The following is a 22,886-nucleotide window of genomic DNA, read 5'->3' on the forward strand; positions in this document are numbered from 1 at the left end:
GAAGGTTGCAGGCACTTGTCCGCCCCGGCGCCCCTCACGCACTCCACCATCCCGGCTTCCTCCCCGGCGATGGACCCGACCCGCTCCTTCCAGGGGCTGCTGCTGACCTTGCAGCGCTTCTGGGCCGAGCGAGGTTGCGTGGTGCTGCAGCCCTACGACATGGAGGTCGGCGCCGGCACCTCCCATCCCGGCACGATGCTGCGTTCGCTTGGGCCTAAGCCCTGGCGGGCGGCCTATGTCCAGCCTTCGCGCCGGCCCAAGGATGGCCGCTATGGCGAGAACCCCAACCGGCTGCAGCATTATTACCAGTTCCAGGTCATCCTGAAGCCGAACCCGCCGAACCTGCAGGAGCTCTATCTCCAGTCGCTCGCGGCCATCGGCATCGACATGGCCCTGCACGATATCCGCTTCGTCGAGGACGACTGGGAGAACCCGACGCTGGGCGCCTGGGGCCTCGGCTGGGAATGCTGGTGCGACGGCATGGAAGTCAGCCAGTTCACCTATTTCCAGCAGGTGGCCGGCATCGAATGCGCGCCGGTTTCCGGCGAGCTGACCTACGGCCTCGAACGCCTCGCCTGCTATCTGCAGAATGTCGAGAGCATCATGGAGCTCAATTTCAATGGGCTCGAAGGTGACGAGAAGGTCACCTATCGCGACGTCTTCCTGCAGGCCGAGCAGGAATATTCCCGCTACAATTTCGAATACGCCGATACCGACGCCCTGTTCAGGCGCTTCGCCGAGGCGGAGGCCGAATGCCGCGCCCTCCTGCAGAAGGGCGAGGCCGGCGACCGCCATCTCATGGTGCAGCCGGCTTACGACCAGTGCCTCAAGGCCGGCCATACCTTCAACCTGCTCGATGCGCGCGGCGTGATCTCGGTCACCGAGCGGCAGAGCTACATCCTGCGCGTGCGCGAGCTCGCCAAGGCCTGCGGCGCAGCCTGGCTGAAGACTGCCGGCGGGGGAGCGAACTGATGCCCGATCTTCTGCTCGAACTCTTCTCCGAGGAAATCCCGGCGCGCATGCAGCGCAAGGCCGGCGAGGACCTCAAGAAGCTCGTCACCGATGCGCTGGTCGAGCGCGGCTTGGTCTATGAAGGCGCGAAGGCCTTCGCGACGCCGCGCCGGCTCGCGCTGCATATCGCCGGCCTGCCGGTGCGTGGCCGCGACGTGCGCGAGGAGCGCAAAGGTCCGCGCGTCGGCGCGCCCGACGCCGCCGTGCAGGGCTTCCTCAAGGCTGCCGGCCTTTCGTCGCTCGATCAGGCGACCATCGTCAGCGACCCGAAGAAGGGCGACAGCTACGTCGCCATCATCGAGAAGCCCGGCCAGGAAACCGTCGCGGCCATCGCCGAGATCGTGCCGGCCGTGATCCGGTCCTTCCCCTGGCCGAAATCGATGCGCTGGGGCAAGGCCTCGGCTGCCGGCGCCAGCCTCCGTTGGGTGCGCCCGCTGCATTCGATCCTCTGCACCTTCGGCGCAGCCGAGACGGAGGACCCGGAAATCGTGCCCTTCGAGGTCGACGGCATCGTCTCCGGCAACACGACTTATGGCCACCGCTTCCACGCGCCCGGCCCGATCACGGTCAAGCGCCTCGACGATTACGTGACCTCGCTGGAGAAGGCGAAGGTCGTGCTCGATGCCGACCGGCGCAAGGAGATCATCCTCACCGACGCGCGCAACCTCGCCTTCGCGCAGGGGCTCGACCTCGTCGAGGACGAGGGCTTGCTGGAGGAGGTCGCCGGCCTCGTCGAATGGCCGGTCGTGCTGATGGGCTCCTTCGAGGAGCGCTTCCTCGACATCCCCGGCGAGGCGATCCGCGCCACCATCCGCGCCAACCAGAAATGCTTCGTGCTGCGCGATCCCGTGACCGGTAACATTGCCAACCGCTTCCTGCTGACCTCGAACCTCGCCGCCAGCGATGGCGGCGTGGCGATCACCGCCGGCAATGGCCGCGTCGTGCGTGCGCGCCTCTCGGACGCTGCCTATTTCTGGCAGACCGATCGCGGCTCGCTGCCGGATCTCGATACGCTCAAGGAGAGTGCCGAAAAGCTCGGCCTCGATCTCGCCAAGCCGCTCGACCAGCGCATGGCCAAGCTCGACAAGCTCGGCGTCGTCTTCCACGCCAAGCTCGGCACGCAAGGTGAGCGCGTCCAGCGCATCGCCGCGCTGGCGCGGGAGCTGGCCCCGATCGTCGGTGCCGATCCGGACAAGGCCGAACGCGCCGCCAAGCTCGCCAAGGCCGACCTGCCGACCGAGATGGTCGGCGAGTTCCCGGAACTGCAGGGCCTGATGGGCCGGAAATACGCGGAATTGCAGGGCGAGGACGCTTCGGTCGCCGCGGCGGTCGAGGAGCATTACAAGCCGCTCGGGCCGTCCGATCGCGTGCCGAGCGATCCGGTTTCGGTCGCGGTGGCCCTGGCCGACAAGCTCGACACCCTCGTCGGTTTCTGGGCTATTGATGAGAAGCCGACCGGGAGCAAGGACCCGTTCGCGCTTCGCAGGGCGGCGCTGGGTGTGATCCGGCTCGTGGTTGAGAATGGGGTGCGTCTCAATCTGGTGCTTCGTGGAGTTGGAGTTGCGTTCATGCTCCACATGCATCGCGATATATTCATGGGCGGTAGAGATCACGCTGATAAAATTTATGAATTCCTTCAAACGTTTGACCTTCAGGGTGAAGCCTTTGGCTCTGTAGTTGAGGAGCTGATTGGTGCAAGGAAAGATCGAATTATCGAGCCGAAACGTTTCCTCGAAATCAGTGACGGTTTGCTCGCCTTCTTCCATGACCGCCTGAAGGTCATGCTCCGCGACCAGGGCGCGCGGCATGATCTCGTCGACGCCGTGCTGGGCGAGGGCGCTACGGCCAACGACGACCTTCTGCTCATCACCCGCCGCGTCGCCGCGCTCGGCCGCTTCCTCGACACCGAGGACGGCCGGAACCTGCTCGCGGGCTACAAGCGTGCCGCCAATATCCTCAAGGCCGAGGAGAAGAAGGACGGGGAGGGCGCCTTCGCCGAGGCTCCCGATTTGCATCTTATCGCCGATGCTGGCTTGATCGAGGAGAAGGCGCTGGCCGTCGCGCTGGCGCAGGCGACGCCGAAGGCGGAGGCCGCCGTCGCCGCCGAGGATTACGAGGGCGCCATGGCCGCGCTCGCCGAAATCCGCCCGGCGGTCGATGCCTTCTTCGAGAAGGTGACGGTCAACGATCCCGATCCGGCGCTCCGCGCCAACCGTCTGAAGCTGCTCAACCAGCTCCGTCAGGCGACGCGCGCCGTCGCGGATTTCGACCGCATCGCCGGATAAGGCAAGGACAGCGCGGGGAACCCCTCTCCCGGATGGGAGAGGGGCAGGGGTGAGGGCCTGCCGCCAATCACCCTTGCTCTGCTCTCTCTCCCGATGCTGTTGGCATCGAGCGGAACTGGTTCTCTGGCCTTCCCTCACCCCCTACCCCTCTCCCATCCGGGAGAGGGGTTTTCTGTTGTGGCTCCCGCGCACTCCCTGACCACCTCCCTTTTCGCCCCGAAACCCCACCCCCGGAACCAATCCCCGCCCTGCGACGTTCTTTCGCCGGGGCTGACAAGCCGCGAATGCGTCGCGGCTGGGCTCCGGGGGGCCGGCTACCGGCCGAGATAAAGGGCTGAAAGCATGTCCATTCTGATTTCGCTGCTGATCACCGTTCTCGTTATCGGCCTCGTGCTCTACCTCGTGCGGATGCTGCCGCTCGACGGGCAGATCAAGAACGTCGTGCAGATCATCGTGATCGTGATCGGCATCATCTCGCTGCTGCGCTATCTCGCTGTTTTCTAAGGCGATTGACGGCGCCGTCGCGCTGGTTCAGACTTCGTGAGGTCCAGAAGGCCCCGGACGATCCCGTCCCGGGGCCTTTTTCCGTTTCAGGACGTGACCGCGATGAACGCGCCGAACCGCAACGGCCATATCAGGCTGACCTCCCATCCCGAGCCGGGCAGCGCCGCCGCGCGCTTTCCCATCCGATGGGGCGCACCAACTGCTGCCGAGCGCGGCCCGATCATCGCCTCGACCACCAATCCGGCCGACCGCAACGTCATCGGCGCCCATGGCGGCTCCTATTCGGTCTATCGGGCGCTCGCGATCTCCGCCCGCGCGATGAACCCGCAGCAGCGTCCGGACCTGACCAACACCCATCCGACGGCGGAAATCCTGCCTCAGCCGCAATGGGCCGATCCCAAGAAGATCGTCTCGCTCGATCCGTTCGGCCACACGGTCGCGCAGGATTTCGGCCGGCTGATCGGCGAGGGCATCGATATCCGCCCCTCGATCGCGATCACCAAGGCCAGGCTCAACCTGCCCGAGATCCTCGCGGCGATGGGCGCCCACCGCCTCGCTGCGGACGGCCATATCCTGCACTCCTCGGGCGATATCAGCGTCACCAAGATCGCGGTCGATCCGGTCTGGTACCTGCCGGGCATCGCCGAGCGTTTCGGCACGACCGAAAGCGATTTGCGCCGCACGCTCTTCGAGCAGACCGGCGGCATGTATCCCGAGCTCGTCACGCGGCCGGACCTCAAGGTCTTCATGCCCCCGATCGGCTCGATCACGGCTTACGTGATGGGAGAGGCCTCGCGGCTCGCCGATCCGAAGACGCGCATCGCCTGCCGCGTCCATGACGAGTGCAACGGCTCGGACGTCTTCGGTTCCGATATCTGCACCTGCCGGCCCTATCTCACGCATGGCATCGAGGAATGCGTAAAGGAGGCCCAGAGCGGCGGCGTCGGCCTGATCGTCTACAATCGCAAGGAGGGGCGGGCGCTCGGCGAAGTCACGAAATTCCTCGTCTACAACGCCCGCAAGCGTCAGGAGGGCGGCGATTCCGCCGCGACCTATTTCGAGCGCACCGAATGCGTCGCGGGCGTGCAGGACGCCCGCTTCCAGCAGCTCATGCCGGACGTGCTGCACTGGCTCGGCGTCACGCATATCGACCGGCTGATGTCGATGTCGAACATGAAATACGATGCCATGGTCGAGAGCGGCATCACCATCGGCGAGCGCGTCGCGATCCCGCCGGAATTGATCCCGCCCGACGCCTCCGTCGAGATCGAGGCCAAGAAGGCAGCGGGTTATTATTCGCCGGACGGCGCGCCCGGCGACAACACCCTGAAATCGACGGTCGGTCGCGACCTCGACAAGTTCTGACCTCGCCACGCCTGCCCGAGTTGACGATGCCTGACCGCGATCCCGAGGCGTTCCGCGCCCTGTTGAAACCCGCTGCCGTGCGCGAGCGCGCGCAGGAGATGCTGGAGCTCGGGCTCGCCGGCAAGCTGCTCCATTTCAGCGTCCATCCCGAGCGCCTCGAAGCCTGCGCCGACTATGTGCTGGAGACGATCCGCGCGAACTATCCGACGCTCGATATACCGTTCCACGCGCGCTGGCGCCATTTCACCGTCGATGGCGAGGATCGCTGGCAGAAACTCGACCGAGAGACGAATTTCGCGAATCCGGCCGCCCGCGGCCGCGCCGCCTATGATCTCGCCGTCGTCAGCGTGCTGCTCGATGCCGGCGCGGGGCCGGACTGGCGCTATCGTGACGCCGCGATCGGCCGTGAGATCGGCCGTTCGGAGGGGCTGGCGCTGGCCTCGCTCGACATGTTCGCCGCCGGCCTGTTCTCCAGCGATCCCGAGAAGCCCCTGCAAGCCGATGCCGCCGGGCTGAAGCGCCTCGATGCGGCGGCGTTGGCGCGTGGCTTCCAGGCCGGCCCCGACAATCCGCTGCTTGCGCTCGAAGGCCGCGCCGCGCTTCTCAACCGCCTCGGTGAGGAACTTGAGAGGCAGGGCCTGTCGCGTCCGGGCGCGCTGTTCGATCGATTCGCCGCTGCCGCCGAGACCGGAACGCTGCGGGCACCGCATATGCTGGGCGAGGTGCTCGGCACCTTCGGCGGCATCTGGCCCTCGCGCCTGACGCTGGCCGGCGTGTCGCTCGGGGATACCTGGCGCCATCCGCTGATCGCGGCGGGCAAGCCGACCGAGGGGCTCGTACCCTTCCACAAGCTGTCGCAATGGCTGACCTATTCGTTGATTGAGCCGCTGCAATGGGCCGGTATCGCCGTGGTCGATATCGACGAGATGACCGGCCTGCCGGAATACCGCAACGGCGGGCTCTTCCTCGACAGCGGCGTCATCGCGCTGAAGGACGAGGCGGACCGGACGAAGGCGCATGAGGTCTCCTCGCCGCTCGTGGTCGAATGGCGGGCGCTCACCGTCGCGCTGCTCGACGAGATCGGCTTGGCTGTCCGCCAGCGGCTCGGTCGGTCGCGCGAGGAACTCCCGCTCGCCAAGGTGCTCGAAGGCGGGACCTGGGCGGCCGGGCGCCGGATCGCGCGCGAAAAGCGTGTGGATGGCGGCCCGCCCTTGACCATCGTCAGCGATGGCACGGTATTTTGAGGGTAAGCCAAGCTTCGAGAGCAAGGTCCGAGAGATAGAGGGGTAACCGGCGTATGACTTCGAGCCAGGACGGCGTCACCGTCGTCGACCACCCGCTGGTCCAGCACAAGCTCACGCTGATGCGCGAGAAGGATCGTTCCACCAAGAGCTTCCGCCAGCTCCTCAACGAGATCGGCATGCTGCTCTGCTACGAGGTGACACGTGATCTGCCGACCGAGCTGATCGAGATCGAGACGCCGCTGCAGAAGTCGATGCAGCCGGTCATTTCGGGCAAGAAGCTGGTTTTCGCGCCGATCCTGCGCGCCGGCGTCGGGTTTCTCGACGGTATGCTGGAACTCGTGCCCGCCGCCCGCGTCGCCCATATCGGGCTCTATCGCGACCCGGACACGCTCCAGGCCGTCGAGTATTACTTCAAGGCGCCCTCGGACATCACCGAGCGCATGATCGTGGTGATGGACCCGATGCTGGCGACCGCGAACTCGGCTGTTGCCGCGGTCGAGCGCTTGAAGGAGCGTGGCGCCAAGGATCTGCGCTTCGTCTGCCTTCTGGCCTCGCCCGAGGGCATCGCCCGCCTGCGCGGCGCCCATCCCGACGTCCGCATCTGGACGGCGGCGATCGACGAGCGGTTGAACGATCACGGCTATATCGTACCTGGCCTCGGTGACGCCGGCGACCGGATGTTCGGCACCCGCTGAGCGCGGCCTCGAAACAAAGCGGCCCGCCCCGTTTCCGGAGCGGGCCTGGCCTGAAAGATGGGCGTGCCTGGGGTTGAAGCCGCCCGCCTTTCGGGTCTGCGTTACTCGATGATCTGCACCACGCGGCGGGTCTGCGGCTCGACGATCACCGGCCGGTCGTTCACGACCGTATAGCTGTAGCGCGAAGCCTGGGGACCGTACTCGGCCGGCACGCGGTGATAGACGACGCCCTGCTCGGGCAGGACCGTGCCGACCGCGACCGGCTCGGCATAGGTGTAGGACGGCACGCGCTGCTCGACCACATAGGTGCGGAAGCGCGGCTCGGTCGCATCGCCGACGATCGCGCCGACCACCGCGCCGCCGACTCCGCCGACAACCGCGCCGACCGGGCCACCGACGATGGCGCCACCGACCGCGCCGGTCGCAGCACCGCTGGTCGCGCCGCCTACCGCGCCGCCCGAAGGCTGGTTCTGCGCGAAAGCGACCGCCGGGGTGACGGTCAGGGCGGCTACAAGAGCAAGCTTCTTGAACATGGGATGTCTCCTTTCGAAGCTAATCTTCGGCGGGACAACCAAGATGCGCTGGAACAGTTCCTAAAAACCGGGTCACGAGATGTTAACGCCAGGCAACAGAGCGGCGAAAAGCGTTCGGCCACAATGGCTTGCCGGATCACGAAAAAAGCCCGGCGCATCGCTTGCCGGAAAAGGTGGCAGGCGGGAAATGAAAACGGCGGACCCGAAGGCCCGCCGCGTCTTCGGTGGATTCAGGCGTTGCTCACTGCTTCGGCGCGGCCGAGAGCGCGGGCGTCAGCTTGTCGGCATCGCGCTTGATCAGCGCGGCGAAGCCGGCCGGCGTGCGCTCCTCGGCCGTCGGCAGCACGGTGCCGAGATCGAGCAGGCGCTTCTTGGTGCCTTCGTCGTTGAGCGCCTTGCCGAGCGCGTCGACCAGCTTGTCCACGGCCTCCTTCGGCATACCCTTCGGGCCGGCGATGCCGTTCCAGGCTTCGATCTGGTACTCGGGCAGGCCGGCTTCCTTGGTGGTGGGCACGTCGGGCAGGGCCGGCGAGCGCTGGGCGGAGGCGATCGCATAGGCCTTAATCGTGTTGGCGCGGACCTGCTCGGCGACCGAGACGATCTGGTCGCACATGAAGTCGACCTGGCCGGAGACGAGGTCGTTCAGGGCCGGACCGGTGCCGCGATAGGCGACCGCATTGATCTTCGGCGTACCCATGACGCCTTTCAGCAGGGTGCAGGTCGTCCAGGAGACCGAGCCGAGGCCGGCATGAGCTTCGTTGAACTTGTCCGGGTTGGCCTTCACGGTGGCGACGAAGGTCTTGAGGTCGGGCGCCTCGAGGTTCTTGCGGGCGACGATCAGGATCGGCGTACCGCCGGCCAGCCCGATCGTCTGCATGCCGTTGATCGGGTCATATTTCAGGCCGGGATAGGTCGCCTGCGCGGCCGAGAAGGTGCCCAGATGCCCCATCGCGATCGTGTAGCCGTCCGGCGCCGCCGTCATCGCGCGGGTGATGCCGGTCGTGCCGCCGGCGCCGGCGACGTTCTCGATCACGATCTGCTGGCCGAGCGTCTTCGACATGTTGTCGGCGACGATCCGGGCGATGATGTCGGTCGGGCCGCCGGCCGCGAAAGGCACGATCATGGTGATGGGCTTCGTCGGATAGCCCTGCGCCTGCGCGCCGCCGGTGAAAGCCAGCGCGGTCGCCGCGGCAAGGCCAAGAACGAGCTTCTTCATCCGTATGTCTCCCTAGACGTTGCGTGAAACGAAACTGGAGGGGTGCCGCGGGGGCGGCAACCCCGTCATTCGGTGAAGACCTCGTCGCGCTTCTTCGAGATCGATGGCAGCAGCGCGACGGCGAGCACGACCACGGCGACGACGAGCAACCCGGCAGAGATCGGCCGCTCGACGAAGGTCATGAACGAGCCGCGCGAGATGATGAGCGCCTGCCGGAGCTTCTCCTCCATCAGCTTGCCCAGCACGAAGCCGAGCAGCATCGGCGCCGGCTCGAAGCCGAGCTTGATCAGCAGGTAGCCGAACAGGCCGAACAGCGCCGTGAAGGCGACGTCGAGCGGCTGGTTGTTCACCGAGTAGATGCCGATGCAGCAGAAGATCAGAATCGCCGGGAACATCAGGCGGTAAGGCACCTGCAGCAGCTTCACCCACATGCCCACCAGCGGCAGGTTGATGATCAGCAGCATCAGGTTGCCGACCCACATCGAGGCAACCATGCCCCAGAACAATTCCGGGTTGCGGGTCATGACCTGCGGGCCGGGGATGATGCCGTGGATCGTCATCGCGCCGACCATCAGCGCCATCACCGCATTCGGCGGGATGCCAAGGGTGAGCAGCGGAATGAAGGCGGTCTGCGCGCCGGCATTGTTCGCCGATTCCGGCCCCGCTACGCCCTCGATTGCGCCCTTGCCGAAGCGCGAGGGATCCTTGGCGATCTTCTTCTCGACGGTATAGCTGGCGAAGGGGCCGAGCACCGCGCCATTGCCCGGCAGGATGCCTAGGATGCCGCCGATGAAGGTGCCGCGCAGCACCGGCGCAGCGGATTGCTTGATGTCCTCCCAGCCCGGCAGAAGCCGACCGATCTTGCCCTTGACGACGTCGCGTGCCTCCGGGCTTTCGAGATTGCGCAGCACTTCGGCGAAGCCGAACACGCCCATCGCCAGCACCGAGAAGTCGATGCCGTCCGAGAGCGAGGCGACGCCGAAGGTCAGGCGCTCCTGCCCGGTCTCGAGATCGGTGCCGACGGTCGAGAACAGCAGGCCCAGCATGATCATGCAGAAGGCCTTGAGGATCGAGCCGCGCGCCAGCACGACTGCGAAGCACAGGCCCATCACCATCAGCGAGAAATACTCGGCCGGACCGAACAGCAGCGCCATCTTGGTGAGCGGCGCGCCCAGCGCAGCGATGATCACGGTGGCGACGCAGCCGGCGAAGAACGAGCCGATCGCGGCGGTGCCGAGCGCGACGCCGGCGCGGCCCTGCTTGGCCATCTGGTGGCCGTCCAGCGTGGTGACGACCGAGGTCGCCTCGCCGGGTATGTTGACCAGGATCGCTGTGGTCGAGCCGCCGTATTGCGCGCCGTAATAGATGCCGGCGAGCATGATCAGCGCGCCGGTCGGATCAAGGCCGAAGGTGATCGGCAGCAGGATCGAGATCGTCGCGATCGGCCCGACGCCGGGGAGAACGCCGATCAGCGTGCCGACGAGGCAGCCCGCGAAGCAGAGCGCAATGTTCTTCAGCGTCAGCGCGACGCCGAAGCCGAGCGAGAGGTGGGAAATCGTCTCCATCATGGCTCAGACACCCAGAAGCCAGGGCGCGAGCGGGATCGGCAGGCTCAGCGCGTACTTGAACAGCAGGATGCAGCCGAGCGACATCGCCACCGCGAAGATCAGCAACTCCCTCAGCTTGCGGTCATCGGCGGCAAGCCCGGAGAAGAAGATCAGCAGCGGACCGGAAACCAGCAGCCCCAGCGCCGGAACGCGGATCGGGCCGAATTCGAAGCCGCGGATGGTGAGCCCGAACAGGCAGGCGCCGCCGAGCGCGAAGAAGATGCCCTTCCAGGACCAGCCCGAGAGCTGCTCGCCATGATAGCGCAGTGAAGCGAGCGCCAGCATGATGCCAAGCGCGCCGCAGATCACCGCGAAGGCCTTGGGCAGCATGCCTGGCCCGAGCTGGCGCAGCGTGCCGGCCGGCAGATCCCAGGAGAAGAAGAAGGCGCCCGCCGCGAGCAGGATCATGAACAGGCCGCCGGCCAGATCCTGCGTCGATCGCACGCGCAGGCCCTGGGCCTGTTCTATCTGGTTCAAGCTCATCAGGCTCCTCCGATTGGCGACCCGGTGCGGGCGGTTCGTTTCTGTGGCTTCGACGAGACCGGGGGCAGGACGTGCCGCTCGTCGAGCAGGGTCACGCTTTCCCTGAGAATGGCGAGGAAGTCGTCGCGGGACGGCAGCTTCTGCTGCGGCCGCCAGGAAACGCCGACGAGCGCGCCGGGCGGCGGGGGATCGAGCATCGCGCCGCGCAAGCGTCGCATCGTCACGCCGGGGAAGGACAGGCGCGAGACCCAGTCCGGTGCGAGCGCCATGCCGAGCCCGGCGGCGACGGCGGACATCATCGCAGGCTTCTCGGTCGCCTCGATCGTGACGTTCGGGACCGCGCCGACGCTCTCGAAATAGGCCATGACCAGATCATAGGCGTAGGGCCGGATGCGCTTGGAGGGCACGACGAAGGGCTCGCCGACGAGGTCGAGCATGGTCAGGTGCTCGCGTGCCGCGAGCGGGTGATCCTCATGCAGCACCACGATCGGGCGCTCGACCCGCAGGATCTCGAAGGCGCAGTCGGTCGGCTTGCGCGGCGGGCGGGTCAGCGCGAGGTCGAGCTTGCCGGCCTCCAGCATCTGGACGAGCGCGGCCGTCATCGCCTCGACGAACTTGATCTCGACGCCGGGGAAGCGGGCGCGGAAGGCCATCAGCGCTTCCGGTACGAAGCTCGATGAGGCCGCGTCGATGGCGCCCACGCGCAGCACCTTGCCCGAGGCGAGCGAGGCCTCGCGCACGGCTCGCGAGGCATGCTCCATCTTGACGAGGATGCCCTTGGCTTCCTCCAGCATGATCAATCCGGCACGCGTCATCGCGACCTGCCGGGTGGTGCGGGTCAGGAGAGCGACGCCGAGTTCGTCTTCGAGGGCGCTGATCTGGCGCGACAGCGCTGGAGGCGCCACGCCGAGCCGCTCGGCCGCCCGGCCGAAATGCAGCTCTTCCGCCACCGCGATGAAACATCGCAGTTGCCGCACATCCATAAGCCGTCCCCTGTCCCGTGTATCGCTTGCCGCGATATCTCTATCGGTGGCCGTCGCCAATAACGCGTCCGGCCAGGGTGTCGACTCTACAGAAATTCATAATTTTTTGGCAATAAAGCCTTTCGGCTGATTGCCGCTTGGGCAGGGACGGTGTGCGGAGGTGCCCGGACGTCAGGATGTCGGGGCAGGTTTCGTCCGGGGGATGCGCACGATACGGCCGTCGATCAGCGCGAGCCCGACGAAGATTGCCGCCATGCCGGCGAAATGGCGCGGCAGCAGAGCCTCGCCAAGCAGACCCGAACCAAGCAGTATCGCGCTGACGGGAATCAGGAAGGTCACGAGCATGACATTGCTCGGCCCGGCCGTACGCATGATCCGGAAGAACAGGAGATAGGCCAGCGCCGTCGAGATCAGCGCCAGGCCGACGAGCGCGAGAAACGCCGTCTGGGACGGGACCGGCAGCGTCCAGGGCGGATGCATGACGAAGACGATCGGGATCATCATCAAGGTTGAGGCTGAGAGCTGGCCCGTGGCGGCGACCAGCGGCGACACGCCGCGGAAACGCCGACCGAGCAGGCCGGAAAAGGCATAGGAGACCGCGGCGAGGATGCAGGCGATCTGCGCTGCCAGATTGGAGCCGAGGCCGCTGATCGCGTCGGGGCCCATCAAGATGGCGACGCCGATGAGCCCGGCCAGCACGCCGCCGAGCTTCAGGCCGGTCGCCTTCTCGTTGCCGAAGCAATGCATCACCAGCACCGCGAAGATCGGCGTGGTCGCGTTCAGGATCGAGGCGAGGCCGCTGGCGATCTGCTGCTGGCCCCAGAGAAACAGACTGAACGGGATCAGGTTGTTGAGGATGCCTATCCCAAAGAAGGCAATCCACAGCTCGCGTCCGACCGCCATCGACTGCCCGGCGATTCGCACGACGAGCAGCAGCGCCAGGGCCGCGAGGCCGACGCGCACTTGCACCACGGCGAAGGGCGGCCATTCCGCCACGGTCAGCTTGTTGAAGAAGAAAGAGCCGCCCCACAGGATCGACAGGGCGATCAGCATGAGCCATTCGAGCGGGCCCATGCGCAGCGCGGAGGCTGAGGTCGGCTGTGTCATGGCGGAAGCTCTGCTCTTGGGCCGGGTCATCCCGCGTCAGTAGGTGGCCGGACGAAGCCCGGCCACCCGTATTCTGCCTATGTCTGTCCGCTCACGCGGCTTCGGCGTCGCGCGCCTGCCACATCGCCTGGAAGGCCGGCCGCGCCTGGCAGGCATCGAGCCAGGCCTTCACGTTGGGATTGGCGTCGAAGAGCTGCGTCGCCGGCTTGGCGTAGCGGATCACCTCGGCGACGTTGATGTCGGCGACGGTGAAGCGGCCGCCCATCAGATAGCCCTTGCCTTCGGCCAGGGCGCGGTCGAGCACGGCGAACGGGGCCTTCAGGGCGGCGAGTGCCGCTTCGGCCACCTCCGGCTTGCGCTTCTCCGGCGGAAAGGCGGCGAGATGCTGCTGCAGGGCGAGGGCGTTCGTCTCGCACTCGGTCGCGGCCCAGAGCGACCACATGATCGCGAGCCCTTCCTCCTGCGCGTCCTTGGGGGCGAGCGGGCCGCCATGCTTGCGGGCGAGATAGAGGTTGATCGCCAGCGATTCGTGCAGCTTGAAGCCGTTGTCGTCGATGCTCGGGATATGGCCGTTCGGATTGACCTTCAGGAAGTCGGGGCTGCGGGTATGCAGCGGCACGCCGGGCGCCGCCGGATCGGCCAGACGATAGGCCTGGATTACGGGCACATGCGTGAAGGCGAGGCCGAGCTCGTTGGCGAGCCAGATGTTGCGCGAGGCGCGCGAGCGGTAACAGCCATAGATCGTCAGGGACATCGGCGGAATCCAGCGAGAGAGAGCGGCACGGCGACGCTCCCGGCAGGGGCCGGCGCGTCGCGGCGACCATAGGCCGAGCGGGTGTCGTCGGCCAATGACAATCATTGCTGCCGGCGGAGCAAAAAACCGTTTGACGCGGGCGCTTTGCGGGTGCATTGGCCTCCTGCTTCCGGCCTTTGCGGCCGGCTGCTCACAGGAACCACCGACCCGATGCCAAGCGACAGTCCCAGCCGACAGTCGAAGCCGTCTGCCGCCGTCTCGCGCGCCTGACCGGGTCCCCCGGCTCGCCTGCGGTCCGGCCACGACGGCCCGATCGCAAGGAACAGAGCCATGAATGATACCGCCGACACCACGGACCTCCTTGCCGTGACGCTGGCCCAGACGCTAGCGCAGGAACACGTCGCCGACATCGTCGAGACGCTGAACGATCAGGACGACGCGACCATTGCGCATGTCCTGACCGAGCTGCCGTTCGAGCGCGCCGTCGAAGTGCTTGACCAGCCCGAGTTCACCGCCGCGGCCGAGGCGCTGGCGCTGCTGCCCGACCAGCGCGCCGGCTCGCTGCTTTCCGCCATGTCGGCCGACCGTGCGGCTGACGTCTTCCAGGAGTTCGACGAGGAGACGCGGGCGCGCCTGAGCGGGCGGATCGATCGCCAGACCCACTCCGACCTCAAGAAGCTGCTGGCCTATCCCGAGCACAGCGCGGGCTCGATCATGACGACCGAGTTCGTCAGCGTGCCCTCGAACTGGACGGTGCAGCAGACGCTCGACCATATCCGCCGCGTCGAGCGCTCGCGCGAGACGGTCTATGCGATCTATGTGCTCGATTCGGCGACGCGCAAGCTGGTGCGTGCGGTCTCGCTACGCCGCCTGATCAGCGGCGATCCCGAGGCGCCCGTCGAGTCGGTCGTGCCAGCGCACAAGCCGATCACGGTCACGCCCGAGGTCGATCGCGAAGACGTCGCCCGGCTGATCACGAAATACGACCTGCTCTCGGTCCCGGTCATCGATGCCGACGAGCACGTCATCGGCATCGTCACCTTCGACGACGTCATCGACGCAATGATCGCCGAAACGACCGAGGACGTGCAGAAGCTCGGCGGCATGGAGGCTCTCGACGAGCCCTATAACGAGATCGGCTTCGTCGCGATGATCCGCAAGCGCGCCGGCTGGCTCTCGATCCTGCTGCTCGGCGAGATGCTGACCGCCTCGGCGATGCAGTTCTTCCAGACGGAGCTGGAGAAGGCGATCGTGCTGACGCTGTTCATCCCGCTGATCATGAGTTCCGGCGGCAATTCCGGCTCGCAGGCCACCTCGCTGATCATCCGGGCGCTGGCGCTGCGCGAGATCACGCTGAAGGACTGGTGGCGGGTCATTCTGCGCGAACTGCCCTCGGGCCTCGTGCTGGGCTCGATCCTCGGTGCCATCGGCATCGTCCGCATCGCGCTCTGGCAGTGGCTCGGCTTCTACGATTACGGGCCGCACTGGATGCTGATCGCGGCGACGGTCGGCGGTGCGCTGATCGGCATCGTCACCTTCGGCTCGCTGATGGGCTCGATGCTGCCGTTCCTGCTGAAGCGGGCTGGCTTCGACCCGGCCAGCGCCTCGGCGCCGCTGGTGGCGACGCTGGTCGACGTCACCGGCCTCGTCATCTATTTCGGCGTGGCGGCGCTGATACTGAGCGGGACCTTGCTGTAAGAGGGTTGTCACTCTCGGGCGAAGCATAGCTTCGACCCGAGAGCCTCTCGCCGGGAAGGCGCCTTCTCGTCCCGAGATGCTCGGGTTAGGACCCAGCATGAAGTGCTGCAGCTAGGCGACGGCTTTCGCTACCATCTCCGGGTGCTGGCGGATAACCCGCACATAGGCGATGGCAAAGTCAGGCGCGGTTGCCCGCGCCTGTTCCCAATCGCGCAGCGTGCCGACCGGAACCTGAAAACGGGTGGCGAATTCGGATTGCGACAGGCCGAGCCCGGTCCGCGTCTGGCGGATCAGGCGCGCACGCTGGCCGCGGTCCAGCGCCTTGGTCGACGCATCGAAGTCCTCCGCATCGGCGGCATCAGCAGGAAGAGCGGTAGGCTCGTTCTTCACCTGTGTTGCTCCTTCTCACCGAAATGAAGCGGGGCAGGTCGTCCCGCCAGACGAAAATGCCGGTGAACAGCCTCCCCTCGACGACCCCGACGACCTTGAATCGTTCTTCGCCGTCGATCTCACGGATGGACGGGATGATCAGGTGATCACCATCCTCGAAAATCCGGTCGCCAAAGGCCAGCGTCAGCCTGTGCTTCTCGCGGTTGGCAGCGTCCTTGACGGGATCAAATCTGTCTTCCGACATCTAGGGGTCGATCATACGGAATTCCCGTACAAATAGCAACTCGTCGCGAGAGCGTCGCCTCGGGCAGAAATGGGCGCCTTCTCGTCATGAGATGCTCGGGGCAGGCCCGAGCATGACAGTTGATCAGCTCGCCAGCACGCGCTGCGGCGGGAAGGTGATCTCCACCAGCGTGCCCTCTTTCTTGACGCTGGTGATCGCCATCGCGGCGCGGTTCGCCTCGACCAGCGCCTTGGTCAGCGGCAGGCCCAGGCCCGTGCCGCCGGCGCGGCGCGTCGTCGGCACCTGGCGGAAGGGTTCGAGCGCCAGGCGCAACTCGTCGTCGTCCATGCCGATGCCGGTGTCGCGGACCCTGAGGATCGCCTCGCCCTGGTCGCCCAGCGCGGTCGAGATGATGACCTGTCCGCCGGCATCGGTGAACTTCACCGCATTGGAGAGCAGGTTGATCGCGATCTGGCGGATCGAGCGCTCGTCGGCGACGACCGGCGGCAGCTTCGGCGACAACCCCGAGCGCAGGACGACACGGCCGCGCTGCGCCTCCGGCTGGAGCAGCGACACTGTGGAGAGCGCGATCTCGTTCAGGTTGACGCTGACGAAGTCGAGATCGAGCTTGCCGGCCTCGATCTTGGCGAGGTCGAGCAGGTCGTTGACAAGGCTGATGACGTAGCCGCCCGACTGGTGGATGTCGCGCAGATATTCCTTGTAGCGCTCGTTGGCGATCGGCCCGAAGCGCTCCTCAGCCATCACCTCGGCGAAGCCGATGATCGCATTGAGCGGGGTGCGGATCTCGTGGCTGATCTTGGCGAGAACGTCCGATTTCTGGGCGCTTGCCATTTCCGCCGCCTTGCGGGCATCGACCAATTCGCCCTCGGTCTTCTTCCAGGCGGTGATGTCACGCAGCACGGCGCAGAAGCGCGGGTCGTTGCCATGGGCGATCTGGCCCATCGTCATGAACAGCGGGATCTTCCCGCCCTGACGCACCCGGCCCTGCACCTCGCGCCCGTCATTGAGCACCGAGGCGACACCGCCACCCTTCAGCCCTTCGAGATAATCGAGGGCAGGGGCATGGCTCTCGCTGGCGAAAAGCAGGGTGAACAACTCGCCGGTGACCTCGCGCTGATCGTAGCCGAACAGCGCCTCGGCCGCCTTGTTCAGCGAGAGGATACGCCCGCGATCGTCGACCGTGACGACGCCGTCGGTCGCGGTGTCGAGCATGGCGGTGAGCTCGGCGATGCGGCCGTCGCGCGCTTCGGCATCGAGCCTGAGCGCTTCGACGCGCGCCACCGATTCGGCTTCTTCCGCAGCGAACTCCGCCGCGAGCTCGGCTTCCTCGGCCTCCTCCGGCGTCAGCACCGGCACCTCGCTGCCGTCGCCGCTGGGATGGCGGAAGGCCATCAGCGTCGCCGGCTCGTCCTGCCAGCTCACGCTCGACAGAACGGCATCGACATGGACGAGATGACCGAGCCGGTCGATCAGGGTCATCGTGCCGCCATCGGTGCGGGCGGCCTCCTTGATCAGGCGGCTGACCTTGCCGCCGGCCTTCAGGTCGGCAAGATCAGCGTAATCCAGCAATTCGAGCAGCGTGCGGTTGGCATAGAGCGCCTCGTCGCCGCGATTGACGAGGACAGCGATCGGCAAACGGTCGAGCACGTCGGCATGGGAGTTGCGCTGGCGGGCAAGGGCAAGGCCGGTATCCGCTTCCGTGCCCGCTTTGGCGAGGGAGGCCTCTTCCTTCTCCTTGACCTGCAACGGCGCGACCGGCGGCAGGCGAGGCGCGCTCGGCTCGTCGTCGCCGGCAAGCCTTGCGCCCAGCGCCTTGGCGATCTCGCGGAAGGCGTTGCGCTCGGCCGAGCTCAGATGCGATTTGGAAGGCTCGAGCAGCGGCCTGATTGCAGTCAGGTGGCCGTTGCGCAGCGGCACGATCTTGCCGGGCAGCGGTTCGGGCTCGGCGTCAGGTTTGGCAGGCGCTTCGGGAGCGTGCCCCGGCACGGGCTTGTCCGCCGGCCGATCGAGCGCGGCCAAGGCGGCAGCATCGTCAGCATCCTCTGCGTCTTCCTCAGTCATGTCCGAAAGGCCGCCTGCTTCGGCTTCATCGGAGGTGGGAGTGCCTTCCTCCGCTGCCGACGGGGCAGAAGTGGTCTTCTCGTCGGTAGCGAACGAGGTGGTGGAAGCCGTCGCGTTCATGACGGCCAGATCAGCCGCCTGGTGCGAGTTGTCGTCCTGTGCGGTCTGGGCCGCAGCCGGAATCTGCTCCGCCTCTGGCTCGGCGGTCTCTGCCGCAGCGGGATCTGCCTCGGGCACCGGAAACGGGCAACGCTCGTTGAGCCGGGCGATACCGAAGCCACGGAAGCCGGTGAGCTGGCGCTGGGCGTCTAGCACGGGCACGCCGGAAAGCTCGACTGGCGCGGCCTCGCCGGGCGAATCGGTGCGCCAGAGCACGCTGTGGCCGCTCCAGGTCGTAGCCTTGGTGAATCGGTCGATCAGTCCACCATCGCTGTCGGCGAAGGCGGAGCCGAGCAGATCCTGCCAGCGCTGGCCGATCAGCCAGGCCACCGCGGATTGCCCGGTCAGGGCGGCGATGTTGTCCGAGAGCTTGGTCAGCCTGCCCTCACGGTCGCTCTGCCAGAGGAAGCGGACCATGGCCGGCTTGGCGGGCGATGGGACCTCCTCCTGGGGGGCGGGCACAGCCGGAGCAGCGACAGGAGCCCGGTCGGCAGGCGCGACCGCGGGCACGGTGATGCCGAGGCGGCGCAGTTCGGACACCTGCACGGCGATGGCCAGGGCGGAGCGACCGTCAGGTAGCGGCACCAGCTTGCTGCCGCAGGTGACGGGCACCGCCGCGAAGCTCGCCGTCAGGCGCAGGCGTTCGAGCCGTATGCCGTTGGCCGAGGCCATGCCGCCGGCCAGAAGGTTCAGGCGCTGCCGGGTCGGCGCCGGCAGGTTCGTCTGCCCGCCGAGCAGGGCTTGCGCTGCGGCGTTGACGAGATGCGGCTGCTCGGTGGCGGAATTCCACAGCAGCAGGGCGCCGCCGGCGGCAAAGGATGCAAGGGCGGCGTCTTCAGCCGCCGCCACGCTCCACTTCGCCCAGTCCTCTCCGGCTTCGCTCATGCCCGCCTGCTCGTTCGATCCGCGCCCGTTATGCCTAACAAAGCCTTAATAGACCCCAAACGGCGGCAAATCCATGGAACCGAAGATCGCTCTCCCGCTTCTCCTCGAAACAGCGTTAACATGGCGGCTGTCGCCGATTGTCACGCTGTTGTCATTGCGGTGCAACAATGATATTGCACTGCACAATGATCTAGGGATGGATCGCCACACGACAGGAGGATTTGATGAACAGCAAGCTGCCTTATGAAGTGCCCACCGAGATGCGCGAGTTCGCCGAGCGCAGTGTAGAGCAGGCCCGCAAGGCGTTTGACGGCTTCATGGGCGCTGCCCACAAGGCTGTGGACAATGCCCATGGCTCGGCCGAGAGCGCTCGCGCCAACACCCAGGAAGCGACCCGCAAGGCCATTTCCTATGCCGAGAACAACGTCGCGGCCGCGTTCGATTTCGCCCAGAAGCTGGTGAAGTCGAAGGACCTGACCGAGGTCATGCAGCACCAGTCCGAGTTCCTGAAGTCGCAGGTCGCCGCGCTCCAGAGCCAGATTAAGGATCTCGGTACCGCCGCGCAGGACGTTGCCACCAAGGCCGCCGAGACCGTCAGCAAGGCGACCAAGGGCCGCTGAGGCTTGGCTGATTCGGCGCCTTTCGAGGCGCCGTTCACTGCTGATTTGGCCGGACCACGCGGTCCGGCCTTCGCTGTTTGCCGCTGAAGGAGAGCTGTCATGGTCAAGCCTGCTCCGACCCGGACCAAGTCCAAGGTCCCGGTCAGCCTGTCCCCGGTGAAGGCGCTGACGCCGGCGCTCGCCGCGACGCCGCCAGCCGCCACGGAACCTGAGAAGCCCAAGGCCGCCGTGCAATCCGCCGCTGCGGCCGAGTCCGCTCTCGCAAAATCCGCGCCTGTCGCCCCTGCAAAGGTTGCCGCGCCGTCGCCTGCGCCCGCCGCAGCGGCCAAGGCGGTTCCCGTCAGCAAGCCCGTCGTTGCCAATGCTCCGACGAAGGCGGCGCCGATCAAGATCCGGATCGAGAAGCCTGTGGCGAAAGTCGCGGGGCCGCAGGTTGCGGCGGAGGCTGCCAAGCCTGCGGCTACGGTGTCCAAGCCTGCGGTCGCTGAAGCGAAGCCGGCTTTGGCGCCGGCCAAACCTGTGGTGATCGAGCCCACAATTGCAAAGCCTGCGGCCGTCAAGCCCGAAACTGCCAAGCCCCAGCCTGCTCACGCCGCGCCTGCCGCCCCGGTTACCAAGCCCGCAGAGCCTGCTCCCGCTCTGACCGCGAAGGCGCCGCCCCAGCAGCCTGTTCCCCTCGATTCGCTGCCTTTGCCGCGTCCGCCCGAGGCGGCGGCTGTCGTCACGGCGACGGCGATGAGCCAGGCGCTCACCATGGCGCGCGCCTTCGGTGCCTTGCAGGCCCGCATGCTCGACCATGCCTGTGCCGAACTGGAGGCGACGCTGGGCGACGCGCAGACGCTCGCACGCAGCAACAGCGCCTCGGAAGCGATCGCCCTGCAGGCCAAGGCAGTGCGCCGCAGCTACGAATCCTATGCCGAGCACCTCAAGGAGCTGGCACGCACGGCCAATGCTGCCCTGCGCAAGGACTGATCAAAGTACCGGATTCGGCGCGTGCACGGGCCGCGCCGAATTTCCGCAGCCGCAGTTGAATTACGCGGTTGCAAAAGCGGAGAGTCGGCACTAGGGTCCGCGCCGCTGAAGACCCCGCCACGGCGGCCGGTCGCGAAGCCTGTGTTTGGGCAGCCATAGCTCAGTTGGTTAGAGCGCTAGATTGTGGATCTAGAGGTCCCCCGTTCAAGCCGGGGTGGCTGTACCATTCTTCTTCCGGACATCGTCGGAACCTTCCATCATCCGATGCGCCGGCTCGATGCCGCTCCCCTTGAAGCGGCCTTCGCGCTTCGCCATATCTTGGACAAGCGGAAGGGTTCGCCTTTCGCCTGCGGGATGCTGCCGGCGGCGGGTCCCGATGTTTGTGAGGCGCCTTTCGAGGGCCTGGATCGATGACGCGTACGCCTAGCCTGTCCCACCCGTTCCTGCTCGGCTTCGACGATATCGAGCGTGCGCTCGATCGCGTCGCCAAGGGCGCGAGCGAAGGTTACCCGCCCTACAATATCGAGCGGTTGCCTCGGACGGAGGACGAGCCCGATCGTCTGCGCATCACCTTGGCCGTCGCGGGCTTTGCTCGGGAGCAGCTCGAGATCACGCTGGAAGAGAACCAGCTCACGATCCGGGGGCGCCAGAGCGACGACAAGAATCGCCAGTTCCTGCACCGCGGCATCGCGGCCCGTCAGTTCCAGCGCAGCTTCCTGCTGGCCGACGGCATGCAGGTGCTCGGCGCCGATCTGTCGAACGGCCTGCTTGCAATTGATCTGGTCAGGCCGGAACCGGAACGGCTCATCCGGCGTATCGATATCATGAGCCGAGAGTAGAGGGCGGAGACCCGCCCAGCTTTTGAAGGATGCGGCCAGCGGTTTTCGCATCTGTTCATAATTGAAGGCGCAGTATCAGAACCGCATTCGCACTGCTCTGAAGGAGGGCGCGATGAAACAGGACAGAATCCTTATTCAGGCCAACCCGCTGACCCCTGCGGAATTCGCCGCGCTCGGCGCCGGCGAAGTGGCCTACGTCAAGTCGATGACCTCGGACGAGCTGATGCGGATTTTCCCGCAGGCTCCGAAGATCGAGTCCGGCTTGCAGCTCTTCACACTGCTCTCGGCTGACGGTGCGCCGATCCTCGTCACGGATTCGCGCGAGGCGGCCACGGCCAATGCCTGGGAGCACGATCTGCGGATGGTCAGCGTCCACTGACGCTGGCCACCCCCAAGGTCAGGGCGCGGTCGCGATTCCCGCGACCGCCGCTTGCAGCCTCACGATATCCTCGGGCGTCGACAGGCGGTGATCGCCGTCCTTGATCAAGGTCAGGACGACGGGATCGCCGCTGAGATGCTCGACGAGCTTGAGCGCCTGGCGCCAGGGTACGTCGGGATCGCGCATGCCCTGCAGGATATGCACGGGACAGCCGGCCTTGATCTCGCCGCCGAACATCAGGTGCTTGCGCCCGTCCTCGATCAGGGCGCGGGTGATCGGCGTCGGTTCCGGCGAGTACTCCGAGGGGCGCTGCCAGACGCCTTCCTCGAAGATCGTCCGGCGGATCGAATCGGGCATCTGCGCCCACATCAATTCTTCGGAGAAATCGACGGCAGGAGCGATCAGGACGAGCCCGGCCGGCTGTAGCGGAGTGCCGAACAGCTTGCGGGCTGCGAGCAGCGCGATCCAGCCGCCCATCGAAGATCCCACGAGGATAGGGCGCTGGCGGCACTGGCTTTCGATCGCTGCGAGCGCGTCGCCGAGCCAGTCGGACAGGGTGAAGCTGCCGAAATCGCCGTCGCTCTCGCCATGGCCGCCGTAGTCGAAGCGCAGGCAGGCCCGGCCATTGGCCCGCGCCCACTCGGCCAGCGCCTCCGCCTTGGTCGCGCGCATGTCCGAACGGAAGCCGCCAAGCCAGACGATCGGCGCGCCGGTTCCCTCCTGCAGGAGGTAGGCGAGGCGGCGCTTAGAGGGGCCGTTTCCGACCTCGAGCCATTGCGGCGGCTGGCGCTCCAAGGCAAATCTCCTGTGGCGAATCATCTGGCCGCGGCGATTAGAGGCTGCGGCAGTCAA

General features: G+C 66.5%; 23 protein-coding genes and 1 tRNA gene. 13 read left to right on the forward strand and 11 right to left on the reverse strand.

Translation table 11 applies throughout. The features are described from left to right. Positions 1-69: 69 nt before the first annotated feature. The 6 genes from Q0Q36_RS14590 (at position 70) to upp (ending at position 7,104) form a co-directional block, all read left to right on the forward strand. The gene (locus tag Q0Q36_RS14590; protein WP_293798970.1) at positions 70-972 is read left to right on the forward strand and encodes a glycine--tRNA ligase subunit alpha; all 903 of its coding nucleotides are present in this window, start codon (positions 70-72) and stop codon (positions 970-972) included. After that, positions 972-3,296: a glycine--tRNA ligase subunit beta gene (gene glyS / locus Q0Q36_RS14595; protein ID WP_293798918.1), complete on the forward strand. Its 2,325-nt coding sequence runs from the start codon at positions 972-974 to the stop codon at positions 3,294-3,296. Before Q0Q36_RS14590 ends, glyS begins: the two co-directional genes overlap by 1 nt. A 342-nt stretch (positions 3,297-3,638) precedes the next feature. After that, entirely contained in the window at positions 3,639-3,800 is a 162-nt protein-coding gene (locus Q0Q36_RS14600; RefSeq protein WP_091855869.1) for a Thivi_2564 family membrane protein, read from the forward strand. A gap of 102 nt (positions 3,801-3,902) precedes the next feature. After that, the gene (locus Q0Q36_RS14605; RefSeq protein ID WP_293798921.1) at positions 3,903-5,165 is read left to right on the forward strand and encodes a GTP cyclohydrolase II; all 1,263 of its coding nucleotides are present in this window, start codon (positions 3,903-3,905) and stop codon (positions 5,163-5,165) included. A 26-nt stretch (positions 5,166-5,191) separates the two neighbouring features. Continuing rightward, the gene (locus tag Q0Q36_RS14610; RefSeq protein ID WP_293798922.1) at positions 5,192-6,409 is read left to right on the forward strand and encodes a URC4/urg3 family protein; all 1,218 of its coding nucleotides are present in this window, start codon (positions 5,192-5,194) and stop codon (positions 6,407-6,409) included. 53 nt (positions 6,410-6,462) lie between these two features. Next, a complete protein-coding gene (gene upp, locus Q0Q36_RS14615; protein WP_047574398.1) occupies positions 6,463-7,104 on the forward strand; it encodes a uracil phosphoribosyltransferase in 642 nt (213 codons plus the stop codon). 101 nt (positions 7,105-7,205) lie between these two features. On the opposite strand, the gene Q0Q36_RS14620 is transcribed toward upp, so the two are convergent. The 7 genes from Q0Q36_RS14620 to Q0Q36_RS14650 all read right to left on the reverse strand — a co-directional run bounded on the left by Q0Q36_RS14620 (position 7,206) and on the right by Q0Q36_RS14650 (position 13,787). Continuing rightward, a complete protein-coding gene (locus Q0Q36_RS14620) occupies positions 7,206-7,637 on the reverse strand; it encodes a DUF1236 domain-containing protein (protein WP_293798925.1) in 432 nt (143 codons plus the stop codon). A gap of 241 nt (positions 7,638-7,878) precedes the next feature. Beyond that, complete coding sequence (locus Q0Q36_RS14625) at positions 7,879-8,853, reverse strand: tripartite tricarboxylate transporter substrate-binding protein (RefSeq protein WP_293798926.1); 975 nt, start codon at positions 8,851-8,853, stop codon at positions 7,879-7,881. Positions 8,854-8,918: 65 nt separating this feature from the next. Next, positions 8,919-10,421 (reverse strand): tripartite tricarboxylate transporter permease, encoded by a 1,503-nt coding sequence (locus tag Q0Q36_RS14630; RefSeq protein WP_293798927.1) that lies wholly within the window; start codon positions 10,419-10,421, stop codon positions 8,919-8,921. 3 nt (positions 10,422-10,424) lie between these two features. Next, the gene (locus Q0Q36_RS14635; protein WP_293798928.1) at positions 10,425-10,943 is read right to left on the reverse strand and encodes a tripartite tricarboxylate transporter TctB family protein; all 519 of its coding nucleotides are present in this window, start codon (positions 10,941-10,943) and stop codon (positions 10,425-10,427) included. After that, positions 10,943-11,926 (reverse strand): LysR family transcriptional regulator, encoded by a 984-nt coding sequence (locus tag Q0Q36_RS14640; RefSeq protein ID WP_293798929.1) that lies wholly within the window; start codon positions 11,924-11,926, stop codon positions 10,943-10,945. The genes Q0Q36_RS14635 and Q0Q36_RS14640 overlap by 1 nt, the downstream gene beginning before the upstream one ends. A 171-nt stretch (positions 11,927-12,097) precedes the next feature. Then, a complete protein-coding gene (locus tag Q0Q36_RS14645) occupies positions 12,098-13,033 on the reverse strand; it encodes a DMT family transporter (RefSeq protein ID WP_293798931.1) in 936 nt (311 codons plus the stop codon). Positions 13,034-13,124: 91 nt separating this feature from the next. Further along, on the reverse strand, positions 13,125-13,787 hold the full coding sequence (locus Q0Q36_RS14650; protein WP_293798933.1) for a glutathione S-transferase family protein: 663 nt from the start codon (positions 13,785-13,787) through the stop codon (positions 13,125-13,127). Between the two features lie 330 nt (positions 13,788-14,117). On the opposite strand from Q0Q36_RS14650, the gene mgtE reads away from it, so the two are divergent. Continuing rightward, complete coding sequence (gene mgtE, locus Q0Q36_RS14655; protein ID WP_293798934.1) at positions 14,118-15,485, forward strand: magnesium transporter; 1,368 nt, start codon at positions 14,118-14,120, stop codon at positions 15,483-15,485. Between the two features lie 111 nt (positions 15,486-15,596). Here mgtE and Q0Q36_RS14660 read toward each other — a convergent pair whose 3' ends face one another. From Q0Q36_RS14660 to Q0Q36_RS14670, 3 genes are all read right to left on the reverse strand, one after another. Continuing rightward, complete coding sequence (locus tag Q0Q36_RS14660; protein WP_293798936.1) at positions 15,597-15,875, reverse strand: helix-turn-helix domain-containing protein; 279 nt, start codon at positions 15,873-15,875, stop codon at positions 15,597-15,599. After that, a complete protein-coding gene (locus Q0Q36_RS14665; protein WP_293798937.1) occupies positions 15,844-16,119 on the reverse strand; it encodes a BrnT family toxin in 276 nt (91 codons plus the stop codon). Before Q0Q36_RS14665 ends, Q0Q36_RS14660 begins: the two co-directional genes overlap by 32 nt. A 123-nt stretch (positions 16,120-16,242) precedes the next feature. Further along, on the reverse strand, positions 16,243-19,224 hold the full coding sequence (locus tag Q0Q36_RS14670) for a PAS domain S-box protein (protein WP_293798938.1): 2,982 nt from the start codon (positions 19,222-19,224) through the stop codon (positions 16,243-16,245). 73 nt (positions 19,225-19,297) lie between these two features. On the opposite strand from Q0Q36_RS14670, the gene Q0Q36_RS14675 reads away from it, so the two are divergent. The 6 genes from Q0Q36_RS14675 to Q0Q36_RS14700 all read left to right on the forward strand — a co-directional run bounded on the left by Q0Q36_RS14675 (position 19,298) and on the right by Q0Q36_RS14700 (position 22,034). After that, on the forward strand, positions 19,298-19,471 hold the full coding sequence (locus Q0Q36_RS14675) for a hypothetical protein (protein WP_293798939.1): 174 nt from the start codon (positions 19,298-19,300) through the stop codon (positions 19,469-19,471). Further along, complete coding sequence (locus Q0Q36_RS14680) at positions 19,449-19,844, forward strand: phasin (RefSeq protein ID WP_293798940.1); 396 nt, start codon at positions 19,449-19,451, stop codon at positions 19,842-19,844. The genes Q0Q36_RS14675 and Q0Q36_RS14680 overlap by 23 nt, the downstream gene beginning before the upstream one ends. A gap of 99 nt (positions 19,845-19,943) precedes the next feature. Further along, positions 19,944-20,816, forward strand: coding sequence for a phasin family protein (locus tag Q0Q36_RS14685; RefSeq protein ID WP_293798941.1), 873 nt, complete (start codon positions 19,944-19,946; stop codon positions 20,814-20,816). 149 nt (positions 20,817-20,965) lie between these two features. After that, positions 20,966-21,042 (forward strand) — tRNA-His (locus Q0Q36_RS14690). A 184-nt stretch (positions 21,043-21,226) separates the two neighbouring features. Next, the gene (locus Q0Q36_RS14695) at positions 21,227-21,655 is read left to right on the forward strand and encodes an Hsp20 family protein (RefSeq protein WP_047579573.1); all 429 of its coding nucleotides are present in this window, start codon (positions 21,227-21,229) and stop codon (positions 21,653-21,655) included. A gap of 112 nt (positions 21,656-21,767) precedes the next feature. Then, positions 21,768-22,034: a DUF1150 domain-containing protein gene (locus tag Q0Q36_RS14700; RefSeq protein ID WP_293798942.1), complete on the forward strand. Its 267-nt coding sequence runs from the start codon at positions 21,768-21,770 to the stop codon at positions 22,032-22,034. An 18-nt stretch (positions 22,035-22,052) separates the two neighbouring features. Here the strand turns inward: Q0Q36_RS14700 and Q0Q36_RS14705 are convergent, their stop codons facing one another. Beyond that, positions 22,053-22,829, reverse strand: coding sequence for an alpha/beta hydrolase (locus tag Q0Q36_RS14705; RefSeq protein ID WP_293798943.1), 777 nt, complete (start codon positions 22,827-22,829; stop codon positions 22,053-22,055). Between the last annotated feature and the right edge of the window lie 57 nt (positions 22,830-22,886).

It is taken from the genome of uncultured Allobosea sp. (assembly GCF_945957345.1).
Lineage (GTDB): Bacteria > Pseudomonadota > Alphaproteobacteria > Rhizobiales > Beijerinckiaceae > Allobosea.

Excerpts from the sequence above, each read along its gene's own strand:
- Q0Q36_RS14590 (WP_293798970.1), top strand. The coding sequence starts at position 70 with ATGGACCCGACCCGCTCCTTCCAGGGGCTGCTGCTGACCTTGCAGCGC.
- glyS (WP_293798918.1), top strand. The coding sequence starts at position 972 with ATGCCCGATCTTCTGCTCGAACTCTTCTCCGAGGAAATCCCGGCGCGC.
- Q0Q36_RS14600 (WP_091855869.1), top strand. The coding sequence starts at position 3,639 with ATGTCCATTCTGATTTCGCTGCTGATCACCGTTCTCGTTATCGGCCTC.
- Q0Q36_RS14605 (WP_293798921.1), top strand. The coding sequence starts at position 3,903 with ATGAACGCGCCGAACCGCAACGGCCATATCAGGCTGACCTCCCATCCC.
- Q0Q36_RS14610 (WP_293798922.1), top strand. The coding sequence starts at position 5,192 with ATGCCTGACCGCGATCCCGAGGCGTTCCGCGCCCTGTTGAAACCCGCT.
- upp (WP_047574398.1), top strand. The coding sequence starts at position 6,463 with ATGACTTCGAGCCAGGACGGCGTCACCGTCGTCGACCACCCGCTGGTC.
- Q0Q36_RS14620 (WP_293798925.1), bottom strand. The coding sequence starts at position 7,637 with ATGTTCAAGAAGCTTGCTCTTGTAGCCGCCCTGACCGTCACCCCGGCG.
- Q0Q36_RS14625 (WP_293798926.1), bottom strand. The coding sequence starts at position 8,853 with ATGAAGAAGCTCGTTCTTGGCCTTGCCGCGGCGACCGCGCTGGCTTTC.
- Q0Q36_RS14630 (WP_293798927.1), bottom strand. The coding sequence starts at position 10,421 with ATGATGGAGACGATTTCCCACCTCTCGCTCGGCTTCGGCGTCGCGCTG.
- Q0Q36_RS14635 (WP_293798928.1), bottom strand. The coding sequence starts at position 10,943 with ATGAGCTTGAACCAGATAGAACAGGCCCAGGGCCTGCGCGTGCGATCG.
- Q0Q36_RS14640 (WP_293798929.1), bottom strand. The coding sequence starts at position 11,926 with ATGGATGTGCGGCAACTGCGATGTTTCATCGCGGTGGCGGAAGAGCTG.
- Q0Q36_RS14645 (WP_293798931.1), bottom strand. The coding sequence starts at position 13,033 with ATGACACAGCCGACCTCAGCCTCCGCGCTGCGCATGGGCCCGCTCGAA.
- Q0Q36_RS14650 (WP_293798933.1), bottom strand. The coding sequence starts at position 13,787 with ATGTCCCTGACGATCTATGGCTGTTACCGCTCGCGCGCCTCGCGCAAC.
- mgtE (WP_293798934.1), top strand. The coding sequence starts at position 14,118 with ATGAATGATACCGCCGACACCACGGACCTCCTTGCCGTGACGCTGGCC.
- Q0Q36_RS14665 (WP_293798937.1), bottom strand. The coding sequence starts at position 16,119 with ATGTCGGAAGACAGATTTGATCCCGTCAAGGACGCTGCCAACCGCGAG.
- Q0Q36_RS14670 (WP_293798938.1), bottom strand. The coding sequence starts at position 19,224 with ATGAGCGAAGCCGGAGAGGACTGGGCGAAGTGGAGCGTGGCGGCGGCT.
- Q0Q36_RS14675 (WP_293798939.1), top strand. The coding sequence starts at position 19,298 with ATGGAACCGAAGATCGCTCTCCCGCTTCTCCTCGAAACAGCGTTAACA.
- Q0Q36_RS14680 (WP_293798940.1), top strand. The coding sequence starts at position 19,449 with ATGAACAGCAAGCTGCCTTATGAAGTGCCCACCGAGATGCGCGAGTTC.
- Q0Q36_RS14685 (WP_293798941.1), top strand. The coding sequence starts at position 19,944 with ATGGTCAAGCCTGCTCCGACCCGGACCAAGTCCAAGGTCCCGGTCAGC.
- Q0Q36_RS14695 (WP_047579573.1), top strand. The coding sequence starts at position 21,227 with ATGACGCGTACGCCTAGCCTGTCCCACCCGTTCCTGCTCGGCTTCGAC.
- Q0Q36_RS14700 (WP_293798942.1), top strand. The coding sequence starts at position 21,768 with ATGAAACAGGACAGAATCCTTATTCAGGCCAACCCGCTGACCCCTGCG.